General features: G+C 43.2%; 24 protein-coding genes. 10 read left to right on the plus strand and 14 right to left on the minus strand.

Translation table 11 applies throughout. From position 1 onward, the window contains the following. Positions 1-11 precede the first annotated feature (11 nt). From LAQ65_RS16005 to rsfS, 4 genes are all read right to left on the minus strand, one after another. Positions 12-446, minus strand: a complete 435-nt coding sequence (locus LAQ65_RS16005) for a gamma-glutamylcyclotransferase family protein (protein WP_224118002.1) — start codon at positions 444-446, stop codon at positions 12-14. A 48-nt stretch (positions 447-494) separates the two neighbouring features. Next, positions 495-1,121 carry a LutC/YkgG family protein gene (locus LAQ65_RS16010; protein WP_224118003.1) on the minus strand — a complete coding sequence of 209 codons (627 nt, stop codon included), beginning with the start codon at positions 1,119-1,121 and terminating at the stop codon, positions 495-497. An 8-nt stretch (positions 1,122-1,129) separates the two neighbouring features. Further along, positions 1,130-3,148, minus strand: coding sequence for an ATP-dependent zinc metalloprotease FtsH (gene ftsH, locus LAQ65_RS16015; RefSeq protein ID WP_224118004.1), 2,019 nt, complete (start codon positions 3,146-3,148; stop codon positions 1,130-1,132). Between the two features lie 66 nt (positions 3,149-3,214). Further along, positions 3,215-3,577 (minus strand): ribosome silencing factor, encoded by a 363-nt coding sequence (gene rsfS / locus LAQ65_RS16020; protein WP_224118005.1) that lies wholly within the window; start codon positions 3,575-3,577, stop codon positions 3,215-3,217. Positions 3,578-3,699: 122 nt separating this feature from the next. Here rsfS and LAQ65_RS16025 point away from each other — a divergent pair, with 122 nt between their 5' ends. Next, on the plus strand, positions 3,700-4,443 hold the full coding sequence (locus LAQ65_RS16025; protein WP_224118006.1) for a biotin--[acetyl-CoA-carboxylase] ligase: 744 nt from the start codon (positions 3,700-3,702) through the stop codon (positions 4,441-4,443). A 12-nt stretch (positions 4,444-4,455) separates the two neighbouring features. On the opposite strand, the gene LAQ65_RS16030 is transcribed toward LAQ65_RS16025, so the two are convergent. From LAQ65_RS16030 to LAQ65_RS16040, 3 genes are read right to left on the minus strand one after another with little or no spacing between them, the layout of a single operon-like run. After that, positions 4,456-4,764, minus strand: coding sequence for an eCIS core domain-containing protein (locus tag LAQ65_RS16030; RefSeq protein ID WP_224118007.1), 309 nt, complete (start codon positions 4,762-4,764; stop codon positions 4,456-4,458). 35 nt (positions 4,765-4,799) lie between these two features. After that, positions 4,800-5,288 carry a thioredoxin-dependent thiol peroxidase gene (gene bcp, locus LAQ65_RS16035; RefSeq protein WP_224118008.1) on the minus strand — a complete coding sequence of 163 codons (489 nt, stop codon included), beginning with the start codon at positions 5,286-5,288 and terminating at the stop codon, positions 4,800-4,802. A gap of 23 nt (positions 5,289-5,311) precedes the next feature. After that, positions 5,312-7,009, minus strand: coding sequence for a M23 family metallopeptidase (locus LAQ65_RS16040; RefSeq protein ID WP_224118009.1), 1,698 nt, complete (start codon positions 7,007-7,009; stop codon positions 5,312-5,314). A 283-nt stretch (positions 7,010-7,292) separates the two neighbouring features. Here LAQ65_RS16040 and LAQ65_RS16045 point away from each other — a divergent pair, with 283 nt between their 5' ends. The 7 genes from LAQ65_RS16045 (at position 7,293) to LAQ65_RS16075 (ending at position 16,513) form a co-directional block, all read left to right on the plus strand. Then, positions 7,293-7,508 (plus strand): hypothetical protein, encoded by a 216-nt coding sequence (locus tag LAQ65_RS16045; RefSeq protein ID WP_224118010.1) that lies wholly within the window; start codon positions 7,293-7,295, stop codon positions 7,506-7,508. A 136-nt stretch (positions 7,509-7,644) separates the two neighbouring features. Next, positions 7,645-10,470: a carbamoyl-phosphate synthase large subunit gene (gene carB, locus LAQ65_RS16050; RefSeq protein ID WP_224118011.1), complete on the plus strand. Its 2,826-nt coding sequence runs from the start codon at positions 7,645-7,647 to the stop codon at positions 10,468-10,470. A 132-nt stretch (positions 10,471-10,602) separates the two neighbouring features. Next, on the plus strand, positions 10,603-11,253 hold the full coding sequence (locus LAQ65_RS16055; RefSeq protein WP_224118012.1) for a nitroreductase family protein: 651 nt from the start codon (positions 10,603-10,605) through the stop codon (positions 11,251-11,253). A gap of 55 nt (positions 11,254-11,308) precedes the next feature. Further along, complete coding sequence (locus LAQ65_RS16060; RefSeq protein ID WP_224118013.1) at positions 11,309-11,791, plus strand: DinB family protein; 483 nt, start codon at positions 11,309-11,311, stop codon at positions 11,789-11,791. A gap of 52 nt (positions 11,792-11,843) precedes the next feature. Then, a complete protein-coding gene (locus LAQ65_RS16065) occupies positions 11,844-13,910 on the plus strand; it encodes a ComEC/Rec2 family competence protein (protein WP_224118014.1) in 2,067 nt (688 codons plus the stop codon). Positions 13,911-14,019: 109 nt separating this feature from the next. Then, positions 14,020-15,552, plus strand: coding sequence for a bifunctional phosphoribosylaminoimidazolecarboxamide formyltransferase/IMP cyclohydrolase (purH, locus tag LAQ65_RS16070; protein WP_224118015.1), 1,533 nt, complete (start codon positions 14,020-14,022; stop codon positions 15,550-15,552). A gap of 10 nt (positions 15,553-15,562) precedes the next feature. Further along, entirely contained in the window at positions 15,563-16,513 is a 951-nt protein-coding gene (locus tag LAQ65_RS16075; protein ID WP_224118016.1) for a DMT family transporter, read from the plus strand. Here LAQ65_RS16075 and LAQ65_RS16080 read toward each other — a convergent pair. The 7 genes from LAQ65_RS16080 to mutY form a co-directional block, all read right to left on the minus strand. After that, on the minus strand, positions 16,495-17,817 hold the full coding sequence (locus LAQ65_RS16080; RefSeq protein WP_224118017.1) for a DUF7033 domain-containing protein: 1,323 nt from the start codon (positions 17,815-17,817) through the stop codon (positions 16,495-16,497). The genes LAQ65_RS16075 and LAQ65_RS16080 overlap by 19 nt on opposite strands. 4 nt (positions 17,818-17,821) lie before the next feature. Then, complete coding sequence (locus tag LAQ65_RS16085; protein ID WP_224118018.1) at positions 17,822-19,204, minus strand: lactate utilization protein B; 1,383 nt, start codon at positions 19,202-19,204, stop codon at positions 17,822-17,824. A 9-nt stretch (positions 19,205-19,213) separates the two neighbouring features. Next, positions 19,214-19,792, minus strand: a complete 579-nt coding sequence (locus tag LAQ65_RS16090; RefSeq protein ID WP_224118019.1) for a DUF3109 family protein — start codon at positions 19,790-19,792, stop codon at positions 19,214-19,216. 195 nt (positions 19,793-19,987) lie between these two features. Continuing rightward, positions 19,988-20,644: a gliding motility lipoprotein GldD gene (gldD, locus tag LAQ65_RS16095; protein WP_224118020.1), complete on the minus strand. Its 657-nt coding sequence runs from the start codon at positions 20,642-20,644 to the stop codon at positions 19,988-19,990. Between the two features lie 14 nt (positions 20,645-20,658). Then, on the minus strand, positions 20,659-21,975 hold the full coding sequence (gene gldE, locus LAQ65_RS16100) for a gliding motility-associated protein GldE (RefSeq protein ID WP_224118021.1): 1,317 nt from the start codon (positions 21,973-21,975) through the stop codon (positions 20,659-20,661). 93 nt (positions 21,976-22,068) lie between these two features. Beyond that, complete coding sequence (locus LAQ65_RS16105; protein ID WP_224118022.1) at positions 22,069-22,503, minus strand: single-stranded DNA-binding protein; 435 nt, start codon at positions 22,501-22,503, stop codon at positions 22,069-22,071. A gap of 153 nt (positions 22,504-22,656) precedes the next feature. Continuing rightward, complete coding sequence (mutY, locus tag LAQ65_RS16110) at positions 22,657-23,715, minus strand: A/G-specific adenine glycosylase (RefSeq protein ID WP_224118023.1); 1,059 nt, start codon at positions 23,713-23,715, stop codon at positions 22,657-22,659. Between the two features lie 174 nt (positions 23,716-23,889). Here mutY and LAQ65_RS16115 point away from each other — a divergent pair, with 174 nt between their 5' ends. Further along, positions 23,890-24,210, plus strand: coding sequence for an HU family DNA-binding protein (locus LAQ65_RS16115; protein WP_039136824.1), 321 nt, complete (start codon positions 23,890-23,892; stop codon positions 24,208-24,210). Positions 24,211-24,233: 23 nt separating this feature from the next. Beyond that, positions 24,234-25,079 (plus strand): tetratricopeptide repeat protein, encoded by an 846-nt coding sequence (locus tag LAQ65_RS16120; protein ID WP_224118024.1) that lies wholly within the window; start codon positions 24,234-24,236, stop codon positions 25,077-25,079. Positions 25,080-25,101: the final 22 nt, after the last annotated feature.

The raw sequence follows: 25,101 nt of genomic DNA on the forward strand, positions 1-25,101 counted from the left end.
CTTTAAAAGTATCAGACATTTGACTTGCCCGCCATGTATTGTAATACGTCTCCTGATACTACTAAAGGTTTGCCGGTGGTATCACCATTAAACCAATATATCCAGGCAGTAGTTTCCTGCCCGTCGGGAAGGAAAACCGAAGTCTTTTCGCGGCGATATAAATCGGGTTCACTCTCTTCAGGGTTCAGGCCCTCATAATCATCTAACTGGCCAAGGGCCCAATCGAACTCATCAATTTCCCTAATCCTGTACAATTCACCAACAATGGTTGCATTTGTTTCTGAAGGAATTGCAGCAGGATATTCACCCATGTCATATAATAATCCATGGACATGGGCATCACTTAAAAAGTCGAAATAACGGCGGATATATTCGTATGCAGCATGATGGAATCCCTTTCGAAGGGACCCATATACAAAAAGCTGATATTCCGGAAGCATGTTCATGCCATGAAGATAGGAAGAACGGCAATTGTGGAAAAAGGTCTTTTCACCTTAAAATTTATCCGTTAAAAACAGGTAAACTTCCTTAGGGCCATGAACCCCGACAACCAGTGTTTTTTCAATATCTGCAGTACGGCTGGGACCTGAAGCAAAGCTGATCATAGAGGGTAAAGCAGAACCATATTTCTCTTTCATCATTTTTAACCCATCGCGAACATCATAGACCAGCTGATCTGTTGTTGCGATGCAAATGTGGATCGGGGCATACACGCTGGTGGTCCTGCCGTATTCCTGGGCTGAGCTTAATATGATGGAACCTGTCCGGGCAACGAGGTATTCGCAACTGGTAATACTGGCACCACAGGTTTTAACATCGCCATATTCTCCATAACCGCCAAGCAGGTTTTGCAGGTTTTTTTCCGGGCAATAGATGTTTTTCAATCCCATTTCCTTCACTAAAGAAGTCAACTGTAATTTCAAATCATTTCCATCAATGCAGAATGAAAATTTACCCTGAAGTTTCGAAAAGGCTCCAGCAAATAACAATTCCAGGTCATCTTCCCGGGCCTTAAAAACAGACTGGCTGCCTTCGCTTGCCGGAAAAGGAAGAGGCGTTGATTCGCTCAACGCCTTCCTGATCTTCTTTAAAATATTCTCTTTTGAAGCGGATATATTCATAATCAACTTTATGCGATAGCTGGTGTTTCTTCCACATCCAGCGTTTTCTTCTCTTCATAAGGCCTCTTGCCGATTAAAAGCTCTACATCATTCTGGAAAAGCACTTCCTTATCGAGCAATTTTTCAGCCAGCACTTCAACCTGTTGTTTTTTCTCCAGCAATAATTCTTTTGTTCGTTCGTAAGCCGAATCGATCAGTTTCCTAACTTCCTCATCAATCATCCTGGAAGTCTCTTCTGAGTATGGTTTGGTAAAAGAGTTTTCCTGCTGGGGATCGTAAAAACTAACATTTCCCACTTTTTCATTCATACCATAAACAGATACCATGGCATAGGCCATCCTGGTAATCTGCTGGAGGTCATTCTGCGCGCCGGTCGAAATCTTACCAAAGAAAAGATCTTCAGCTGCCCTGCCGCCCAGCGTCATACAAATCTGGTCCATCAACTGGTCGGTATTATAGAGGTACTGTTCTTTTGGTGTATACTGCGCATATCCCAAGGCAGCCGTTCCGCGCGGCACGATGGTAACTTTCAGCAGTGGGTAAGCATGCTCGAGGTACCATCCGCATATAGCGTGTCCTGCCTCATGGTAGGCGATGATTTTCTTCTCTTCGGGGGAAATTATCTTATTCTTTTTTTCAAGTCCGCCAATTACGCGGTCAACCGCATCCTGAAAGTCGGACATATCCACAGCTTCCTTGCCTTTACGGGCGGCAATAAGTGCTGCTTCATTACAAACGTTGGCGATATCGGCACCAGCAAAACCTGGCGTTTGTTCAGCCAGTTTATGGATATCAACTGCCTCAGAAACCTTTATTGGTTTAAGGTGGACTTTGAAAATCGCTTCCCGTCCTTTAACATCTGGCTTATCTATGGAAATCTGGCGATCGAAACGGCCCGGACGCAACAATGCGGTATCCAGAACATCAGGACGGTTAGTAGCAGCAAGAACAATAATGCCGCTTTCACCACTAAACCCATCCATCTCCACCAGCAATTGGTTTAAGGTGCTTTCACGTTCATCATTACTCATAATCGCGTTCTTTCCCCTAGCCCTGCCAATGGCGTCAATTTCATCAATGAAAATGATACATGGCGCTTTTTCACGGGCTTGTTTAAACAGGTCGCGTACCCTGCTGGCACCAACCCCTACAAACATTTCCACGAAATCACTTCCGCTAAGGCTGAAAAAAGGCACTTGCGCTTCGCCAGCGACAGCTTTTGCCAACAACGTTTTACCAGTACCCGGAGGCCCGATCAGTAAAGCACCTTTTGGTATCTTTCCTCCCAGGTTGGTATATTTTTTAGGATTCTTGAGGAAATCAACGATCTCCATCACTTCCACTTTTGCTTCATCCAGCCCGGCCACATCATTAAAAGTGATATTCACTTTTGTACCCTTATCAAAAAGCTGTGCTTTAGATTTACCGATATTAAAGATTCCGCCTGGTCCGGCTCCTCCCCCGGCACCACCGCCCATTTTCCGCATCAGCAGCACCCAGATAAGCACAATCACGAATATGGGCAGTACGAACTGGAAAATCGGAGCCAGCCAATCGCCTTCTGTATCATCAATGCGCGGAACTTCCTTTACAGCCGGGTTCTTTTGGTAAAAATCGCGGAGGTCGTCGGTAAAAATTTCAGGCTTTGCGATAGTGAACTCAAATTGAGGTCCTTTATCTGTGTCCGGATTATACCCTTTGGGTAATTTACTCTGGTAATAGTCCTTTTTTAAGCTATCCTTGCGAATATATACGCGTACAAGGTTCTTATTACTGATGAGTATTATCTTTTCAACATCCCCTTTAGCCAGCATCTGTTCATTAAATTCAGCAAAAGTGATGCGTTTTGTATCGGGTGCAAATGAACTGAACAGGTTAAACCCCAATAAGATCACTGCCAGAATACCCCAAATCCAATACAAATTGAATTTAGGTCCCTTCCGGGGATCACCATTATTTCCTTCAGGCCTGGGTCTCATCCGGTTAAATCCTCCCCTATCGTTTGGTTTCAAATCTTCCTGTGACATATATTATTTAGACTATAAAGAATTACTAATGCTTATTTGGCTGTATTGTTCAATTCAATGGATAAATTATCCTTTGTATTCTGTCATGGGAGCGTCGCTCCACATTTCTTCCAGCCGGTAAAACTTCCGGGTTTCCGGTTGCATAACATGAACCACTACGTTCACATAATCGATAAGTATCCATTGGGCAGCCTGCTGTCCTTCATGGCGATAGGGCAATTCCCCTAACTCATCCTTTACTTCTACTTCAATGGAATCGGCAATGGCCTTTACCTGGGTAGTAGAACTCGCCTGGCAGATAATAAAGAAATCTGCAACTGCTTCGTGTATTTTGCGGAGATCGAGCGATACAATGTTTTCGCCCTTCTTGTCCTGAATTGCTTTGATAATGGTTTTAAGAATCTTCGAGTTCTTGGTTAAGCGGGTCACACTATTTCGTTGACGAGAAGCTAACACTGACAATGGTTCCAATAATCTATTCTTTAAGTGATCAATAAACTGAAAATACTACTTTCGCTACGATCAAAAGTACTAATCTTTTACGCAATCCCATGCCCGTTCACCACATTGGCCAACGTATAATCCTGCTGGAGTCGGTAGACAGCTCCAACAACTATGCCATGGCCCTGGCTCACCAGCGCCAAACCCGGCACGGGGAAGTGTTTTTCACCCTGGAACAGACCGCCGGAAAGGGTCAGATGGGCCGCCAATGGCTTTCCCGGAAAGGCGAGAATATAATGCTGAGTATTGTGCTGGAAACCAGCGTGCTAAGCCCTGCAGCAATTTTTCCCCTGAGTATGGCAATATCTCTGGGTTGCTATGATTTTCTCCTTCAGCATATAGGGGAAGATGCCTCAATTAAATGGCCAAATGATTTATACTGGCGTGACAGAAAGGCAGGAGGAATTCTAATTGAGAACAACTGGTTGGGCCCGCTCTGGCAGTTTGCCATAGTGGGAATTGGTTTAAATGTGAACCAAGTGGTTTTTGATTCCGGGGCGAAAAGGCCTGTTTCCCTGAAACAGATTACCGGAAAGACGCTGGACCTGATGGAAGAGGTTCAACGATTGTGCGGGTTTCTTGAAATCCGCTGGCAGCAGTTGGTATCAGGAAATACAGAAGCAATTAAGGCAGAATATAACCAGGCATTGTACGGCCGGGGAAAAAAGGTTATGTTAAAATACCAAAAACAGGAAATAAGCACAATTATCCGGGAAGTGAATGCAATGGGCGAATTGGTTACCCAGGATACCATCGACCGCAACTTTAGGTTCGGGGAGGTAGAATGGATGTAAGAACCCTCCTGATCAGGCTGACGACCTCTGCAGCTGTTTATTACTCGGCTGGAAAACAAAATTATCGAGGCTTTCATCTGATTCTGCAGCCCTTGCCTCAATTTCAAACCGGTTGTGGAAATACCCATGCCTGAAGGATTCGATGGTATACTTCCAGAGAAATAAAAAAAAGCCCAGCTGACGGAATTGTTGCACATGGGCCAATTCGTGTCTTAGCCACCTGCGATTACTCAATAATTCCTGAAAGCTGGTATTATGCAGGTGTATGGTTTTGCCAAGCACCATAGCCATTTTTTCCGATTTAAGGCGTTTTGCAGCCATTCTGGCCCAGAATGAATTTTCCCGGATCCGGTATTTCACGCTTTTAATTTTCGTTCTCCCGCATCACCGCAGGCCGCAACAATTTCTTCGGCATGCTCCTTGCTTTTCGGCTTGGCAAATATTTTAAGTAGCTTCCCTTTTTCATCAATCACAAAGGTTGTCCGGTGCAAACCCATGTATTTACGGCCATACAACTGCTTTTCGCCCCAAACCCCATAAAGCTCAATGATTTTTCTATCAGGATCAGCAATCAGCGTAAAGGGCAACTCATGGCGGGCCTCAAATTTTTTATGGCTTTCTATTGCATCGGGACTAATACCCAAAACATCAAACCCATGTTTCCGAAGCAGGGCATAGTTATCCCTAAGGTTGCAAGCCTGAACCGTGCAGGTAGGCGTCATATCTTGTGGATAAAAATACAATACGAGCTTTTTGCCTTTAAAATCGGCCAGTTTAACGGTTTTGCCATTTTGGTCCTTGCCGCTAAAAGCCGGGGCTTTATCGCCAGGTTGAAGTGTAATCATTGTGTATGGTAAATAATAGATGTTTATCGGTCGAAATGATATAATTTTTCTGTTTGGTTACCTGCTTCATCTTTGGCTACAATTTTCAGGGTATGGGATCCTGCCGGACATTTCTCATCAAACTTATAATGAAAATACTTACCCTTGTCGTTGGTAAACCGGATCCATTTACCATCAATTTCGGTGCGGGTCACTTTCCATTCGTCGAGATTATCGGTAACTGTAAAAGATAACCGTGCAGCTTTAGATAAGTTCGAGCCCTCTGAAAATCCAATCGGGACAATAACAGGTGCTTCCTGGTCAACCAAGAGCTGGAAACTCCCAAAATCTCGAAATTTGGCCATTGCCCAGTTTTTCTGCCAGCTAACTTTCTGAACATCTTTTTTTGCGACCGAAAAACGTTGCATCACCAGGCTGTTCCGTTGCTCTTCAGACAATTCTTTTGTTGGAAGGATTCTCACCACCATTGAATCCTGGAGGGGAATATAGGTTGCACCGATAGTGTGGACGGCTGAAACAGCATCAGAACTCACCGCCGCTGATTCCTTATAGGCAAGAGATACAGAATCATAAAGCGAGCGTTCCCCAATGATGAACTCACATCCGGGAGATTCAAATACATCAACCATCATCGGAAAAAATCGTTTGCCTGGCGCCGGGGGCTGGCTGGTTTGAACCCCGGAATACTTTACTGAGGTAATAGCCCGGGAAGTATTGCCGTAGGCGTCCTTTACAACAACAGTTATTGCGTGTACTTGTCCGTCTGACAAATCAAGAACACCATCACCGGTAAACCGGGTATAAATAGAATGGATGTATCCGGGCAATTCACTCAGGTGCTGCAGGTAAACGCCACCGTTAGCTTTATTTTTGTAATCAATATGCGCGTTAAGGTAACGGGTATTGGCATATGATATCTGGTCCATGCGGAAACCCACAACTGCTTTGTCATTATCGTAAAGCACCGCTTCAAAAATACCATTTTGGTTAGTGGAACCCGAATGGGTATCAAAAGCAGACAAAGCAAGGCTGATTTTAGGGGTGGAAACAGTCTGCTGGACAGCTTCATATACGCCAATTCCTTTAGGCTTAAGCGCAATAAGCCTGGGCGATTGCTCATAAACGCTCCGGGTGCGGTCATATAATCCAAGCCTGATTAGGATTGGCGGGGTATTGTCTTCCAGTGGTAATCCAAAAAGCATCGGATTAAGGTTCACATCATCGACTGTACGACGGATTTCAAAATGAAGGTGCGGAGCCTGTGAGCCGCCCGCATTGCCGCTGTAGGCAATAAAATCGCCTTTTTTTACAGGGAAAAGGTTAGGTGGCACTTCTTCGTAAAGCGACCAGGATTCTTTGGCATATTGTAATGCCTTTACCCAATTTTCCAGTGCCGGGAAAAAATCGTTAAGATGGCAATATAAAGTTGTGTATCCATTAGGGTGGGTAATATAGATGGCTTTGCCGAATCCACCAGGCTCAATTTTTATGCGGGATACATATCCATCGGCCGCTGCCACTACAGCCAGGTTTTCCCGTTTTAATGTTTTCAGGTCAAGACCCATATGATAGTGGTTGGGACGCAACTCACCAAAATTGCCGCTCAGTTCTATGGGCACATTGAGGGGATTACGAAAAAACCCTTTGGGGTAATCTGGAAAGGAAGGATACTGGGCGTAAATGTTAAGGGAACAAAGAAGCAATGCAAACAAGAGCCTCATCAGTGATCTGTTTTATGAAGTTGCGAAGATAGTGAACCATGAACCGTTAACCGTGAATCGTGAATCGTGAATAGAAGAAAATTCTATAAGAATGAAAACTATTTAATGTTCACGACTCGTCAATTGGTTGTTTATGCAACTTGTTAAATTCCTGTAAAGGCCAACAAAATAATTTGCATTTTGTAAAATATGGAACAGCGTTTGTAATATTTAAAATGTCTTACATAAGTAGACAGGCAAAACAGGTTAGCAGCAGTATTTCGTCACAGCGTAAACAGTGGGTATGAAAAGATTTCAACAAAAAGCTATCATCATGATTGCAGTAGTGGTTGGTTCAGTTATCGGGGCTTTCAAAGGTCAGGAGGCTAAACAAAAATGGATGTTCAGGATCCTCAGTAAGCAGGATGAACGTGTAAGCCGTGCCGTGCGCAAATCGGAAGCCCGTAAGGGTAAGGTTTTGCTTGACGATATCGAAATGGCTTCCTATCATAAGAGTTAAATAAATCAGCATAAAATTTCCACAGGCCTTCACATCCCGTGAGGGCTTTTTTTTAACCATTTTGGGGGATTTGAAAAATATTCTCGGAAAATCCTTTCCCGGGCCGTACTTTTGCGCAATTTATTTTTCCGCAATCATGCCAAAAGACAACTCCATCAAATCTGTCCTGATCATCGGCTCAGGACCAATTATTATCGGACAAGCCTGTGAATTTGATTACTCTGGAACCCAGGCTGCCCGCAGCCTTCGGGAAGAAGGTATCAAAGTCATCCTGATCAATAGCAACCCGGCTACGATCATGACAGATCCGATGATGGCCGACAGGGTTTACCTGTTGCCGCTAACTGTTGAAAGTATTGAACAGATCCTGGAGGAGAATGATATTGATGCTGTATTGCCAACAATGGGTGGACAAACAGCACTTAACCTCGCAAAGGAAGCTGAAGACCTGGGAATCTGGGAAAAATACAATGTACGGCTGATTGGGGTAGACATTAAAGCGATAGACAAAGCCGAGGACCGCGAAAAGTTCAGGCAATGGATGATACAGATGGGAGTTCCCGTGGCTACCGCAAAAACAGCCAACAGTTACCTGGAAGGGAAAGAATTTGCCCAGGAGATTGGCTTTCCGCTTGTAATCAGGCCTTCCTTTACCCTTGGCGGAACCGGGGGTGGATTTGTTCATGGTAAAGAAGATCTTGATGAGGCCCTTAACAGGGGACTTCAGGCCTCCCCCATTCATGAGGTTCTGGTTGAAAAGGCCGTTTTGGGATGGAAGGAATTTGAACTTGAATTATTGCGTGATGCCAGCGATAATGTGGTAATTATTTGTACCGTTGAGAATTTTGACCCAATGGGTGTTCATACCGGCGACTCCATAACAGTTGCCCCGGCCATGACCCTCAGTGATACTGCATTCCAATTGATGCGCAATACAGCCATCAATATGATGCGCGACCTGGGCAATTTTGCCGGCGGATGTAACGTACAGTTTGCATTAAACCCTGCAACAGAAGAAATTATAGCTATTGAAATAAACCCCCGGGTTAGCCGCTCTTCAGCGCTGGCATCAAAAGCAACTGGTTATCCGATTGCCAAAATTGCTGCGAAACTGGCTATCGGCTATAACCTTGATGAACTGGAAAACCAGATCACTAAAAGCACTTCAGCCTATTTCGAGCCTGCGCTCGACTATGTTATCGTGAAAATCCCCCGTTGGAACTTTGATAAATTCAAAGGCGCAGATGATACCCTGGGGCTCCAGATGAAAAGCGTTGGCGAAGTGATGGCCATTGGCCGAAGTTTCACCGAAGCTGTTCAAAAGGCCTGCCAGAGCCTGGAAAATAATGCAGTCGGTTTAGGTTACTATGGCAAAAGCCAGATGCATGCTGAAGAACTGATCGAATATATCAAGACACCAAAATGGGATCGCATATTCCGGATTAAAGACGCCCTGATGCTTGGCGTAAGTATCAATACAATTGTTAAGGCAACCAATGGTATTGACCGTTGGTTCCTGTATGAAATCCAGAAGATCTGCCTGCTCGAAAAAGAGATCGCCAAATTTAAAATGGCCAATATTCCTATTGAGCTGATCAGGGAAGCTAAAGTACATGGATTTGGGGACGAACAAATATGCCGGATCATGCAGGATGGCCATGAAGATGACCTGTATGAAAAAAGAAAGGCTGCCGGAATTCGCCGCGTTTTCAAAATGGTGGATACCTGCAGTGCTGAATTCGAAGCAAAGACCCCTTATTTCTATTCCACTTTTGAGGAAGGCGGCGAAAACGAAAGCATCAGCACCGATAAGAAAAAAGTAGTTGTGCTTGGCTCTGGTCCAAACAGGATCGGCCAGGGTATTGAGTTTGACTATTGTTGTGTACATGGCTTACTGGCTATTAAAGAAGCCGGTTACGAAGCCATCATGGTAAACTGTAACCCGGAAACAGTGTCCACTGATTTTGATATCGCCGATAAATTGTATTTCGAGCCAGTTTACTGGGAACACCTCTGGGAAATAATTGAACATGAACAACCGGAAGGTGTGATCGTGCAGTTAGGTGGACAAACAGCCCTGAAACTGGCTGAACGCCTGCATGCTAAAGGCATCAAAATAATTGGTACTTCTTTCGATAATATGGACATTGCTGAAGACCGCGGCCGGTTCAGCGATATGCTGAAAGAATTAGAAATCCCTTACCCTGAATATGGAACAGCTTATGATGTGGATGAAGCTGTTGAAGTGGCTAACCGGGTAGGCTATCCAGTACTGGTAAGGCCATCATATGTGCTGGGCGGGCAAAGAATGCGTATCGTGATCAATGACGAAGAAGTGGAAAAAGCTGTGGTGAGCCTGCTGAAACACATTCCTGGTAATAAAATCCTGATCGACCATTTCCTCGACCGCTGCCAGGAGGCTGAAGTTGACGCAATTTTTGATGGCGAAAACTTCCACGTAATGGGCGTAATGGAACATATTGAACCTGCAGGTATCCATTCAGGTGATTCCAATGCCGTTCTGCCAGCCTTCAACCTTACTCCGCTGGAAGTAACGACCCTGGAATATTATTCCGAAAAGATAGCACGGGCGCTTAACATAAAAGGACTGATCAATATCCAGTTCGCCATTAAAAACGGAAAAGTCTTTGTAATTGAAGCGAACCCAAGAGCTTCAAGAACAACACCATTTATTGCCAAAGCCTACCAGATCCCTTACCTGAATGTGGCTACAAAAGTGATGCTGGGTGTAAATAAACTCACCGATTTCAATTTTGAGAAAAAGCTTAAAGGCTTTGCCATAAAAGAACCTGTTTTCAGTTTTAACAAGTTCCCGGGTGTAAACAAGGAGCTGGGGCCGGAAATGAAAAGCACCGGGGAAGCCATCCGTTTTGTAAAGGACCTCCGTGACCCTTATTTCCGCCAGCTGTACAAAGACCGGAGCATGTACCTGAGCAAATAATGAATTCACCCGCCGGGTAATACCCGGAGGGTGAAAATGACCTTTAGTTACAAAAAGGTCATTTTTTTATTTTTAATGATGTTTGAACATTGTACATGCAAATAATGTTATTAGAATAGAAAAACTATTGATATGAATTATTTACAAGACCTCAATTGGCGTTATGCGGTCAAACGCATGAACGGCAACAAAGTACCTACGAGCAAAATGAACAATATCCTGGAAGCCATAAGGTTAGCTCCAACATCCCTTGGGCTCCAACCATTCGACGTATTGGTTATTGAAGACCAGGAATTGCGTGAAAAAATGTCACCGGCAATTTATAACCAACCCCAGGTTATAGAAGGCGCAGCCCTGCTGGTCTTCGCGGCCTGGAAAAATGTATCCGAAGAAAAAGTGGAGCAATACATGCAAAATATTGCCAACACAAGGAATTCTGATGTAGCATCTCTGGATGGCTTTAAAAACATGATCCTTGACTCCCTAAAGGTTAAAACACCATCAGAAATCTTTCAATGGAATGCAAGACAAGCTTATATCGCATTAGGATATGCTACGGCTGCAGCCGCTTTTGAAAAAGTTGACAGCACACCTATGGAAGGTTTTTCTGTTGATGCAGTGAATCAAATCCTTAGTCTGGAAGAAAAAGGGTTATCTGCAGTTTCCATCTTAGCTATCGGTTACCGCGATGAAGAAAAAGATTTCCTGGCCAATGCGCCTAAGGTGCGCAGGCCCGCAGAAAGTTTTTTTACGCTCTATGAAAATACGGCAGAAGTAGCTTAAGGCTTTAAACACGAAGAAAGGTCCCCCCTCCGGGGACTTTTTTTACCTTTACATCATGAAGGATAAACTTCAATCGATCATTTCAGGTCTTCATACTACCATGTATGGTAAGCCATGGTTCGGCCGTAGTTTTTTTACCATTACCAGTGAAATTGATCCATCGCTTACAACTACAAGTATTGGAGTAAACAGCCATAAGCTTGTTGAACTTGTTTACCATATCCTTACCTGGTCTGAATTTACACTTCTGCATTTGCGTCAAGCCGAAATAACTGCCATTACTGCCACTGAAAAACTTGATTGGCGGGAAATAGATCCTGCAATACATAAATGGCAGGCAGGCCTGGATTTATTGCATGCATCCACCCAGGCCATTATCCAGCTGCTAAATGAAAAAACGGATGAGATTCTGGAAGAAAAAGTTGAACACCGGGATTATAATTTCGAATTCCTGTTAAACGGATTAATACAACATAATATCTATCACCTCGGCCAAATTGCCAGCCTGGCCAAAATACTGCCCCAACAATCCGTTTAAACACGCTTGACCAGGTTTTCCCTTAGCCATATTTTACCATAGCATTACCTCTATGGATTTTCAAGTGTACTTATGGTATAAGGCGCCATTTTTAAGATTATTACCACCAATTGCAGGTGGAATTTTTTGTGCCGCATCTTTTTTGCCTGGTTACCGTTTTTTGCTTTTGCTACTTTGCTTTTTACTTTTATTATTGTTAGCATTTGCAAGCCAGGTAATTCGCCTACACTTTGCCTGGAGATGGGTTACAGGCCTTCTGATTAATTGCATCTTTTTTATAACAGGACTCTTATTATACCGGCAACAACAAATTAAGCAGCACAAAAACTGGATGGGCCACCATCTTGAAAAGACAATAGTTTTGATCGGGTCACCAAAAACAATCGCATCTCCCGGCCAAAAATCAGCCCGGTTACTATTTCATGTTTCTGGTATAATCACCTCGGACCACAGGAAAAAAAATGTAATTGGCACCATAATTCTATATGTCCCCATTCAACAGGCTTCATTATTCCTGCCCGGGGACCAATGGTTAATCCCTGCAACAAATATCCAACCCATCAGGTCAGCAGGAAATCCCGGAGCCTTTGATTATGCGAGTTACTGCGAAAGGCAAAATATTTTCCACCAGTCCTATTTATTGAAAGGGCAATACATGATGGTCAAAAAGTCGGACCCCTTCAACATTTACCGTCTGTTGTGCCTGGGACAATTGTCAGCAATCCGCGCAATTAAGGCAACCATGCCGTCAAAGTCCCAGGGACTGGCTATGGCATTGCTGATCGGCTACCGGGATGAAGTGGATAAAGATGTATTACAAGCATATACCAATACCGGTGTGATTCATGTGATTGCCGTTTCAGGAATGCACCTGGGCCTGATTTTCCTGCTGCTCCAAAAACTTCTGGTCTTTCCGGAAAACCGCTACCCGGTTTTTAAATGGTTGAAAGCACTTTTGATACTCTTAATCACCTGGTGGTTCAGTGGTGTAGCCGGAGCCGCAGCTTCTATCATCCGTGCGGCATTTATGTTCAGTGTAATGCTGTTTTCGCGGCTCACCAGGAAACCTATGGATGCCATCCAATCAATAAATATCGGCGCTTTTATTTTGCTTTGCTACCAACCCAATTGGCTTTGGGATGCAGGTTTCCAGCTTTCTTTTGCAGCCTTGTTAAGTATTATCTGTTACCAACCCATTATTGAAAACCTGGTCCAGTTCAAAAACCGCATTATCAGAGGGATCTGGCAATTATCAGCGGTAACCCTTTCTGCCCAAATCCTAACCTTACCCATCAGCATCTGTCAATTTCACCAGACCCCTGTATATTTCCTTATCGCAAATCTCATTGCAGTTCCCCTCTCAAGTATTGCGCTAGTCACAGCCATTATCCAGTGGCTGACGAGTGTATTGGGCATACCCCTTACTATAGCCGGCCAATTCACCGGGTACATGATTGCTGGCATGAATTCAGGGATCTTGCGCATCAACCAATTGCCTGGTGTGGTGATTGACCAGATCGAATGGAGCTTTTTACAAACCATTACTTCCTATATAATAATTATCGCTTTAACAAACTTGATCATCCACCGGAATAAAACAGCATTTATAGTAAGCTTGCTGGCTATGGCTGGTTTCTTTGGCCTTCGGCTGCAGGATTGCCTTGCAAAAAACCAACAGTTTTTGTTGCTAAATTTCCACATTCCCGGCCAGCAAGCCATTGCGATGATACAGGGAAGGACACTTTACCTGGTTAAAACAAGTCCACAGTTTTCGCCTTCAACACTTCTCCAGGTGGAAAGGCATTTCAGGATTAAGGAAATCCGGCACATGCCTGGTAAATTATTCAGGTTTGGTAACCTTTTTCTGGCCATCCCATCGGAATATAATGATATCCCGTCCCTTTTAGTTGAAAAGCCAGGCTACCTGGTTCTACCGGAAGGCCTTCAAAAGATTGAAGGCCTTATTCCAATTGCCACAGATAAAACCATATTGGTAATTGATGGGAATGTCCCGCAATGGCGGGCAAGGCAATGGAGCAATATACTTGCCCGGCATCATATTGCCTTTTATAATACCTGGGAATCAGGTGCCCTTCAGCTTACTGTAAACAAGTTCTGAACAGCCCCTGAAATTTCCCGCTGAAACCGTAGCTTTGCGCCTTCAATGGCCGGTCTGCCCGGTTTTTCTAACTGCTTGCCAGCAATTTTTAAATTGTCAATTCCATCGTATGACCAAAAAAATTCAATCAGCATTGATTTCCGTTTTCTATAAAGACGGTTTGGAACCCCTGGTTCGATTGTTGCATGAACAGGGTGTAACTATCTATTCTACCGGAGGCACACAACAGTTTATTGAAAAACTGAACTTACCCTGCATACCAGTTGAAAGTGTTACTTCATATCCCTCTATTTTGGGCGGTCGTGTAAAAACTTTACATCCAAAAGTATTTGGCGGTATCCTCGGAAGAAGGAATAATGAACAAGATCTGCAGGAGATGAAGGATTACGAAATTCCCGAACTTGACCTTGTGATTGTAGACCTGTACCCATTTGAGGAAACGGTCGCAAATACCAGCGAAGAACAAGCGATCATTGAAAAAATTGATATCGGAGGTCCATCCATGATAAGGGGCGCAGCTAAAAACCATCGTGATGTAGTTGTAATTGCTTCGAAACAGGATTATGGTTTCCTTGAACAATTGCTACGCGATCAGCAAGGCACTACCTCCCTGGAACAACGCCGCCATTTCGCCGCGAAAGCATTTGAGGTTTGCGCCCATTATGATGTAGCTATTTCGAAATACTTCACCCCAGCAATGGATAATTATTTTCTGGCATCAGTTCCAAATCCAAAAATTATGCGGTATGGTGAAAACCCTCATCAGAAAGGTGTTTTCTATGGCGAACTGAATGATATATTCAATCAATTGAACGGAAAGGAACTTTCCTATAATAACCTGGTGGATGTTGATGCCGCTGTACAGCTTATCAGAGAATTCCAGATTACCGGTAATGAACAAACGAATTATACATTTGCCATCATTAAGCATACTAATGTTTGCGGAATTGCCGCAAGGCCATCCGTTAAAGCTGCGTGGGATAGTGCACTGGCCGGTGATCCTGAAAGCGCCTTCGGCGGAGTGCTGGTATGTAATGGCACCATCGACAGTTCAACTGCAAATGCCATTAACGAGATATTTTTTGAAGTCTTGATAGCTCCTGATTTTGAACCCACCGCGCTCGAAATCCTGCGTACAAAAAAGAACCGCATCCTGCTCCAGCAAAAAGAACAACTTGCTTCGAGTCATCAGTTCAAATCTTTGCTGAATGGTGTACTAGTTCAGGAAAATGATGAAGGCAACTTCTCAAAATGGGAAGATGTAGGTGGAAGAGTATCAACGTCCGCAGAAAAAGAAGACCTCCTGTTTGCAAACCTCATTTGCAAACATTTGAAAAGCAATGCTATTGCGATTGTTAAAAACAAACAACTGATTGGCAAAGGTTGCGGACAAACAAGCCGCATTGACTCATTGCGCCAGTCTATTGAAAAATCAAAACAGTTCAATTTTGATTTGAAAGGATCTGTATTGGCCAGTGATGCTTTCTTCCCCTTTAATGACTGTGTGCAATTGGCACATGAAGCTGGCATAGAAGCATTTGTTCAGCCGGGAGGATCGATCAGGGATAATGACTCTATAGAATATTGCAAATCAAATAACCTGGCCATGGTTATGACAGGTATGCGTCACTTTAAACATTAAAAGCACCCTGGTGCTCAAAAAATTAGCGCGGGTAAACCCACTCACAATCAGGAAAAGAGGTACAAGGGCAAAGGCCCTTGCTGCACTGGCATTAGTGTGCTTTTTATGGGGAACTACCTGGCTGGCTTCCAAGGCAGGCGTAAAACATATGCCTGCTTTTCAAATGGCAGGTATTCGGCAATTAATTGGTGGATCTGTTTACCTGGCCTACTTTTCCTTTAAAGGAAGGGCATTCCCGAAAGGCAGGGAATGGGGACCGGTACTTGTGCTCAGTTTTCTTAATATTTTCCTGAGTAATGGACTAAGCACCTGGGGTGTGCAATACATTTCAAGTGGGTTAGGGGCAATCATCGCCGCTATGGTGCCGCTTTGGCTTGTAGTGATCGCTTTGTTTGGCGGAACTTCTAACTTTAATGCCAGGTCTGTCATAGGATTCATACTTGGCTTTGCCGGTATCTGCATTATATTTTATGATCACCTTCAAGATTTCCTGAACACAGATTTCAGGTTTGGAATAATTCTCTCCATCGGTGCAAGCCTTTCCTGGGCATTCGGAACACTTTATACAAAAAAACAGGCTCTGGCATTTAATCCGTATTTCAGTATCGGATTACAAATGGTTATATCAGGAATTGCCATGACTGGGGTTGCACTATTAACAGGTAAGCATATTCCCATTTCACAAATCCCAATAATTTCCTGGCTGTCCATCGCCTACCTGGCTATATTCGGATCTGTGTTTGCTTTCATGGCATACCTGTATGCTTTGCAAAACCTGCCAACAGAGCAGGCCTCTATTTATGCTTACATTAACCCAATTGTAGCTATTTTACTGGGAAGCTTAATCTTCGATGAGAAACTAAATAGTTTTATAATTATTGGTGGCATAGTTGCTATTGCTGGCGTATACCTTGTAAATGAATCATTTAAAGGAACCACAATTCAATCAGAATCCCAATAAGCATCTTCCTTCATAAATATCTCGTACACTTCACGCCAGCCTTTGTATTGTGGGTCGGTGCCCAAAATAGTGTTGTGCCAGATGGTAATGAAACAGCCCCTAACCTTTTTTACTGCTGCATAATATTTCATCAGTTCTGTATAAGCCTGTTGCGGACTCAGCTTCTGTTCATAAAAAGAATTGGCATCCATAAAACAGAATGGATAAAGCATCAAATCTGTAGCAGCATTTTCCCTGAGGTTAAACCAGTAATATGACGATGCAACAGAAGCCCTGAATCCGTTGATACTGCCATATCCCATAGAAAATTCCTGGCGTATTCCGCACCTGTAAAGCCTTTCAAAAGTTTCTGGTAAACTGAACTTAATATAGTGCTGACGACTTTTTGAAATTGTAATATCGGCAACTGCCTCAATCCATTCCTTTTCTTCTGCCAAAATTTTATCATTTTCTGCGACACTACTTTGCCAGGATGGATGCAAACCTACCTTATAGGTTGCCGCATAATAATTGATGAGGGTCTGGAACTCTTTTACCTCGGTTGAAATATTTCGGTCATACCCCTGTTGTTCCTGCGCTACCAGAAAAAAGAACACAGGTTTTGACCTGCAATATAAATGCAGTGCATCGAGCCACTCATATGCATCATAGGGATCTTTCTCCTTTCCTCTTAATACCTTAAATCGCCTGACAGTTGAAGGCCAGTCAAATTTTACTACCGACTTCAATAAACCGCCGATACTTCTCAGCATACCTTTCGACAGATATGCATACATCATATCAATATCGTAGGTCGGCATAAACGTGAAACTTTTCCGGCGGAATAAAACCTGCGGATATTTCACCTTCAATATTTCCTGCCATTGTTGTAACCAGATATTCACCAATGGCTCATCGAGGAAACCTTCCCGGTATGCAAGTGATGATAAGTAGGAGAAACGGCCGTATGCATCTTTTCCATGAGGAAGGTATTCTTCATACCGGCTGACCAGGTAAAATATTGCAGCAAGTATATCAAATGGCAGATCACCTTCCGGGATAGAAAAAAATGCTTTGCTCGTATTCCAGTTGAAACAAACCACCTCTTGCGGTTTGATATCATCCTCAAATAATAAATTTACAGGCGGCAGGAAAAATTCCTGTTCAGAATACCTAACCGGGCTATAATTTATTTTTGCGCCCTCGTACAAGTGGAAAACATTGGGGTCTGTTGTAATATCCGCCCTTTCAAGAAGTATTTCCCGGCTGATAAAATCTACCACGTAACTGAGGCGTGAACTACGTTGTTGCGTGTATATTAACATACCTTCAGGAAAGGTTGTTTTTTTCGCGCCAGAGCTGGTTGAAACTTTTCTCCGGAAACACAAGGTCACTCCGTCTTGCTGTCCAGGCTTTAAATACTTTATTAACCATCCAGTTCTTCATTTTTGCGTTTCCCTTATTCATCCATTTCCTGTTCATAACACCTATTTTCCAACCCTTCCAGGCCATTTTTTCCGTCCAGCTTGCAAAACCCTCCTCTACCGCTTCATGCCTGTTTTCGAGCAATAATTCGTGCAGGTTAATTTTAACCGCACATACTTCCGTACAGTTGCCGCAAAGGGAGGATGCATGGCTTAAATGCTTCCAATCATCCATGCCTCTCAGGTGAGGTGTAATTACACTGCCTATGGGACCGCTATAAGTAGTCCCATAAGCATGCCCGCCAATATTTTTGTAAACGGGGCAGGCATTCAAACATGCACCGCATCGGATGCAATAGAGGCTTTCCCTTGTTTTCGGGTTGGCGAGTAGGTTAGTACGACCGTTATCGAGTAATATCACAATCATCTCTTCAGGACCATCGGTTTCGGCAGGTTGCCGGGGCCCGGAAATAATGGTATTGTAAACAGTCATCTGCTGGCCTGTTCCATAAGTGGCAAGCAGGGGCCAGAAGAGTCCAAGGTCCTGCATTGACGGAATCACTTTTTCAATACCAACTACGACTATATGTGTTTTAGGCCAGGCGCAGCTAAGCCTGGCATTACCTTCGTTTTCCGTGAGGGCAATGCCGCCAATATCGCTAATGAGAAAATTAGCGCCGGTTACCCCTATTTCGGCCTGTACATATTTTCCCCTTAAACGTTCACGGGCTTCGAGGGTTAGTTCCCCAGGACTTAGTTTAGGATCGGTACCCAGTTTTTCTGCAAATAAGCGGGCTACATCTTCCTTGCTCTTGTGCATCGCGGGAGTTACAATATGGTATGGCGTTTCACCATCCAGTTGCTGGATATATTCCCCAAGGTCGGTCTCAACGCTCTCGATATGGTGCTCTTCCATGAAATCATTCAATTTGATTTCTTCAGTGACCATACTTTTACTTTTGACCAGGATTTTACATTGTTTCTCCCTGCAGATCCTAAGTATTTCTTCCCTTGCCTGTTGTGCATCTTCAGCCCACAAAACTATTCCCCCACGTGCAGTAAAGGCCGACTCGAAATTCTCCAGTTGCTGGTCGAGTGTTTCAATTGCACGCCACTTGATATTTTTTGCCCGTTCTCTCGCCAGGTTCAGGTGTTCGAACTGTTCTTTCCCCTTAGGAACAACCGCATTGTACCTTCCAATATTGAAATTAATTTTCCGGCGGTGTTCAAGGTCCGCAGCTTTCACATTGCTTTTCGCAAGGAATACATCCTTTATTTCATTAGACATAGGCAGCTCTTACTTTGATCCATGATAATGCTGGTAATAAGCATCCAGTTGCTGGTAATAATCTTCGCCATATTTACGGATAATTGCCTCTTTAAGAAACTGGTAAACCGGAACTTTAAGTTTCTTACCCAATTTACATGCCGCATTGCACAAAGTTTCCCGGGGTTCGTAATTTACCAGGTCATATTCTTTGCCAACTTTAATCCGGATTGGGAATAGGTGACAACTAATCGGTTTTTTCCATGTGATTTTACCATCGTAATAGGCTTGTTCAAAAGCACATTTGATTACACTGTTTTCATCCCTGAAACCATATGCACACATTCCACCATCAATTGCAGGGGTTACCCAGCCATATTCGCGATCGTACTGGTACCTTCCCTGTTTTTCAATAATATTAATTCCTTCTTTGGTCAGGTAAGGTTTAACTATATTGTAAACTTCATTAATGATGTCAAGTTCCTTTGTTTCCAGCGGCGCGCCGGTATCACCGTCTTCACAACATCCACCCTTGCATTTAGACAGATCACAAACAAATTGTTCCTCAATTACTTCATCACTAACCAATGTATGTTCAATTACGATCATTCTGTCTTTTTGCCAAAGTTAACTTATCAGGAATAATAGCTACCTTTTTTAATAAAATCACCTCCAAATAATACGTGCATGCCAGCTTTTTTTTTACCGGTGATTTATTAACCTGGCGCCAAAAAGCCATACCAAAATCAATGATAAATTCAAAGTGCAGGTATATTCCTCATTGAAAGATAGAGACTGCAATAATTAATCACGCCATTTAAGGGTGTTCACCAGGTGTTTCAGGTCTTCTTTAAGAAAATTATTTACAGGCCTAAGGGAATCTTCATTTGGCGTAGCGTCGAAATACAAGGCGCCCCGCAGGAAATGTTTAACAGAATCACTTACCAGGAATTGGTTTGCAGTTGCGGTATTTCCGCCGATGCGAAAAAATATTCCATCTATTCCATTGGCCGTCCTGAAAACACTGTCTTCAATTGAACTTGCTTTATAAGAGTGTTTGTAGGATAAGGTGTAGGAGCCATTTAAAAGCTTATCAAACCTGTTAACACCTATTGAGTCCACATATTCGCCTTTCGCATTTTTTACTTTATACCTGGCTTTTCCGCCAATGCGATTGTAACTGATGTAAATTCTGCCTCCGTAATCAGGTACATCAATATTGATCCAGTATGGATTTTCAGGTTGCTCTTCAAAATAGGTACTATCCTGGGAAATTTTTGCGTAAACAGGGTATTCAAATGTGTAAGGGAAACCCGGCCTGTCAAAAACCTGGTATTGGTGTGCTGGCAGGTTGATTTTAAAATACCCGCGTGGTTTTGGTGTATAAGTACTGTTACATGCGGCAAAAATTAGTGCAATAAAAACTGGTGGTATGAAAAAATATTTTCCGGGTGATTTCATGAAACAGATTAGATTTAAAGCAGACGAATAGTCAGTTTTACTTTTTGAATGCGGTTACGGTCGAGTTCCAATATGGTGAATTGGAAATCACCCACTTCAACAACTTCATTTTCCGTAGGAATTTTTCCGGAGATTTCGAGAATGAGTCCGGCCAATGAATCACTTTCCCCCTTTACCTCATCAAAGGTATCAAGGGGAAGCCCAATGATCTTGCAAACATCATTGATCATTGTTCGGCCTTCGAATATGAAATTATTATCATCGAGTTTGCGGTTGGGACTTTCCTCTTCATCGAATTCATCACGGATATCGCCAATTATTTCTTCCATGACATCTTCAAGGGTAACAATTCCGCTTGTACCACCAAATTCATCCACAACTATCGCGAAATGTGTTCTCCTGGTACGGAAATCCTGCAGTAAGTCTTCGATCATTTTTTGCTCATGTACAAAATAGGGCTGCCTCATAATTGTATGCCAATTGAAATCATCCTTTTCATTAAGGAACGGCAGGATATCTTTAGTGTGAATAAGGCCCATTATTTCATCCAGGCTATTCCGGTATACAGGTACCCTGGAGTAATGTAGTGCTTCTAGTTGTTTCACCAGTTCGCTGAAGGAACTTTTATATTCAATGCCACTAACGTCTAGGCGCGTACGCATTATTTGCTTAACCGTAATATTCCCGAATTTCGCAATTCCCCTAAGGATATTCTTTTCTTCTTCAGAAGCACCGCTGTCTTCCTCCAGTTCTTCGAAGTGGTTCCCTGCATAATCGGCACCAAGGGATTTTTCGATACCGTCGGTCATTCCAACGAGCCAGCCACTGCTTCTTTTAAACAGGAGATGTACTATTTCAACCAGGTAAGAAGCGTCACGTGCAAACCGGAGATTATTCTGTGAAGCGTAAACCTTTGGCAGTACTTCACCGAATAAAATCAGGAAGAAAGTCACAAGTAACACTTTTATGAGGAAATCAATCAGCCAGAAATTATTCTTAATAGGAAGTAGTTGGTCAATTAAAAAATTGGAAAGAATAATTATAGCAATATTTACCAGGGCATTACCAATTCTCAGGGAACCCAGTAACAATTTAGGTTCGTCCAACAGGTTTACAATCCTTTTCCAGGATGATCCCTGTTTAGTTTTAAGCATATTGATATCACGATGTGACAAGCTGAAGAAGGCTACTTCGGCACCTGAAAGAAAATAAGAAATTATCAGAAGAATAAGGATGAGGATAACCAATAAGGTGGTTCCCTGAAGGTTAGCCGCCAGTAAAAAGGGGCTCCACAATAAATGTAAACAAACGTCAACCGAAGCGTGATCCAAAGCAATTAATTTAATTTAAGGATGCGATTCATTCAAGACAAAGGCAGGTCCCGACGGCCTGCCATTTATGCAAAAATGCAATAAATTCTGCATTCAGAAAGGGAGATCCTGGTTAGGTTCAGGAGGGGCATCTTCACTGCTCATTCCTTCCAGTCCTTCGCCAGGCAAGCCATTGAATCCATGACCATGAATATCAGTCCTTTTATCCAACATAATCAGATTATCTCCAACCACCTCGGTTGCGAATTTTTTATTCCCTTCTTTATCTTCCCAGCTGCGTGTCCTTAACCGGCCTTCAATATAGACCAGGCTTCCTTTATGCAGGTATTTCTGGGCAAGTTCAGCAAGCCCGCGCCACAACACAACAGTATGCCATTCTGTTTGAGAGATCAGTTTCCCAGCCCTGTCCTTGTATGTTTCCGTGGTTGCAAGGGAGAATTTTGCTACTGCAATATTTCCCTCAAGGTATTGTACATCTGGATCTTTCCCGAGATTTCCGATCAGCATCACCCTGTTTACTCCTCTCATATAGATTCATTTGAAGTGATAATTCCTCTGTTGTCTGGTTGTCCTCTTTAAAATTAATTTTTTTTCAGTGGATTCCCGCCAATTTTTAGCAGAATCCCACATTAATGGGACCTCCATTCACCCGCCGGGTAATACCCGGCGGGTGAATGGAGGTCAGAGCGGGTGCGCCTCCAGATAGGCATTAATAAATTTGGGAAACGCCAGTTTTTTCAGGTCTTTTTTAGCAACCAATTGTAAGCCCTTATCTGGTTGAAGGGCTTTTTTCAGGTGAACCCGGATAAAACGGCCTTTGATGGTTTGATGGGTAAGGTGTTGCAGTTCAGGTTCCGAAATGGAAACAATTCTTCCGGAGAACGAGCTCAATATTGTATTAAGCACTTCAGTCAATATAGCTTCATCAGGGGCGATTTCATCTGCACTTTCCAGTAATAGCCATTCATGCAGGTCTTTCCAGATATCTGATCCGGAACGTTTGTTAATATAAAAATGGTCCTTAAATGAAAGGACGAAATAATAAAAATAACGGGTCTTCCGTTGGATTTTTTTTGATTTTACGGGCAATTCATTAACCCAACCATGCTTTAAGGCCTCGCATTCATGCCGCAATACACATGAATCGCAAAGTGGCTGCCGTGGCTTGCAAATTACTGCACCGAAATCCATGATTGACTGGTTATATTTTCCCGGTTGAGTAAAGTCGAGGAGAGTATTTGCCAGTTGATTATACAGTTTTTTGCCATCTGTAGTATCTATTGGTGTGCTGATGCCAAAATACCTTGAAATCACCCTGAAAACATTCCCATCAAGCACTGCAAAGGGATGACCAAAAGCAAATGAAGCAATTGCTGCTGCAGTATATGTTCCAATTCCTTTAAGCTTAAGTATATCTTCATATGTATCGGGGAAAACCCCACCGAGGTCAAATGCTATAAACCTGGCGGTCACTAAAAGATTTCGGCAACGGCTGTAATAACCCAGGCCTTCCCAAAGTTTAAAAACAGTTTCATCAGCAGCCATGGCAAGGTCGGTAATGGTAGGGAAGTTATCTATAAACCGCTGGTAGTAGGCTAGGCCCTGCTCAACGCGGGTTTGTTGCAGCATTATTTCGCTCAACCATATCCTGTAAGGGTCGCGTTCTCCTTTCCAGGGCATCTGGCGGGTATTGCCAGCAATATTCCAATCCATCAGGAGCTTTGTGAAATCTGGTTGCATTTTGGGGGGCTCGGAAAAAAAATTCAATTTAATTCAAAATCAATAAATTGCATAAGTGTTGCTTGGTAAAAAAGATTCACTTATATTAACAAACAAATTCATATTTGTAGGGGAATCCGGATTGGCGGGCCAGTAAAACCGCTGCTTGCAAAAACGACTCAAAACAGGTGATATATGAGAAAGGCCGACCTCATCAACCAGATTGCAGAAAAAACGGGCATTCCAAAAGTGGATGTGCTGGTTACCCTCGAAGCAATGTTCAAAGAAGTAAAAGATGTATTGTCTCAAGGAGAAAACATCTATATCAGGGGATTCGGAAGTTTTATTACCAAGAAGCGGGCCGCCAAGATCGGGCGCAATATCAAGAAAAATGTGGCTGTAGAGATCCCCGAACACTTTATCCCGGCATTCAAACCTGCCAAAGAATTTGTTCAGGAGGTTAAAAAACTCAAAACTGTTAAAGAAGGACAGCCAAACCCCGACGAAGAAATGTAATTTCGCCACCTTAATCCCTTAAGGTGAAAAAAGAACAATTTATAGTTATTGGAGGCGGACTTCTCTTATTGCTGTTGATTTATTTTTTCGGAACAACGGTTCCGGTAAAAAAAGAGGCAGTTGCCACAGCGCCTTCGCAATCTCAATCATTTGACATCCAGGCTGTTATAAAAGCAGCTACTTCCCGCTTACCAGCAAATCAACAGACATATGTCAGCGGATTGTCGGAAGCAGTGGTGCGGGGTGATGTAAAAGAGCAGCAAATCCGCACCTATAAGCAACTTGCAAAGTTCTGGAGTGATTCGGCAAAAGCCTTTATTCCTTTCGCTTATTATACTTCCCAGGCAGCTAAGTTGGAAAATTCTGAAAAAAGTCTCACCTTTGCAGCCCAATTATTATTGGATAACCTGAGAGGGGTTGAACAGCCGGAGATAAAGTCCTGGCTGGCCGGCGAATCAAAGGAGCTGTTTGAAAAGGCAATTGTTTTGAATCCGGAAAGTGATTCGCTTAAAGTCGGACTGGGAAGCACCTATATTTTTGGAGCTCCTTCAGAAAGTCCACAGGAAGTGATGAAAGGTATACAAACAATCCTGGCGGTTAGCCGTAAAGATTCAACCAATCTTTATGCGCAGAAAATGCTTGGAATTGGGGGTGTTGTTTCTGGTCAATATGATAAAGCGGTAGAAAGGCTTGAGAAAGTAGTCCGATCGACCCCGAACGACCTTGAAGTTATGTTGATGCTGGCAGAAGGATATGAACGGAAAGGCGATAAGCCCAAAGCTATCGAATGGTACAGGCACGCTTCCGACCATGTTGAAAATCCGGAACTGAAAACAGAACTAAATAAACGCATACAGCAATTGCAGTAAAATTGAATTGTTAACACTATAA

It is taken from the genome of Flavihumibacter profundi, assembly GCF_020076305.1.
Taxonomy (GTDB): Bacteria; Bacteroidota; Bacteroidia; order Chitinophagales; family Chitinophagaceae; genus Flavihumibacter; species Flavihumibacter profundi.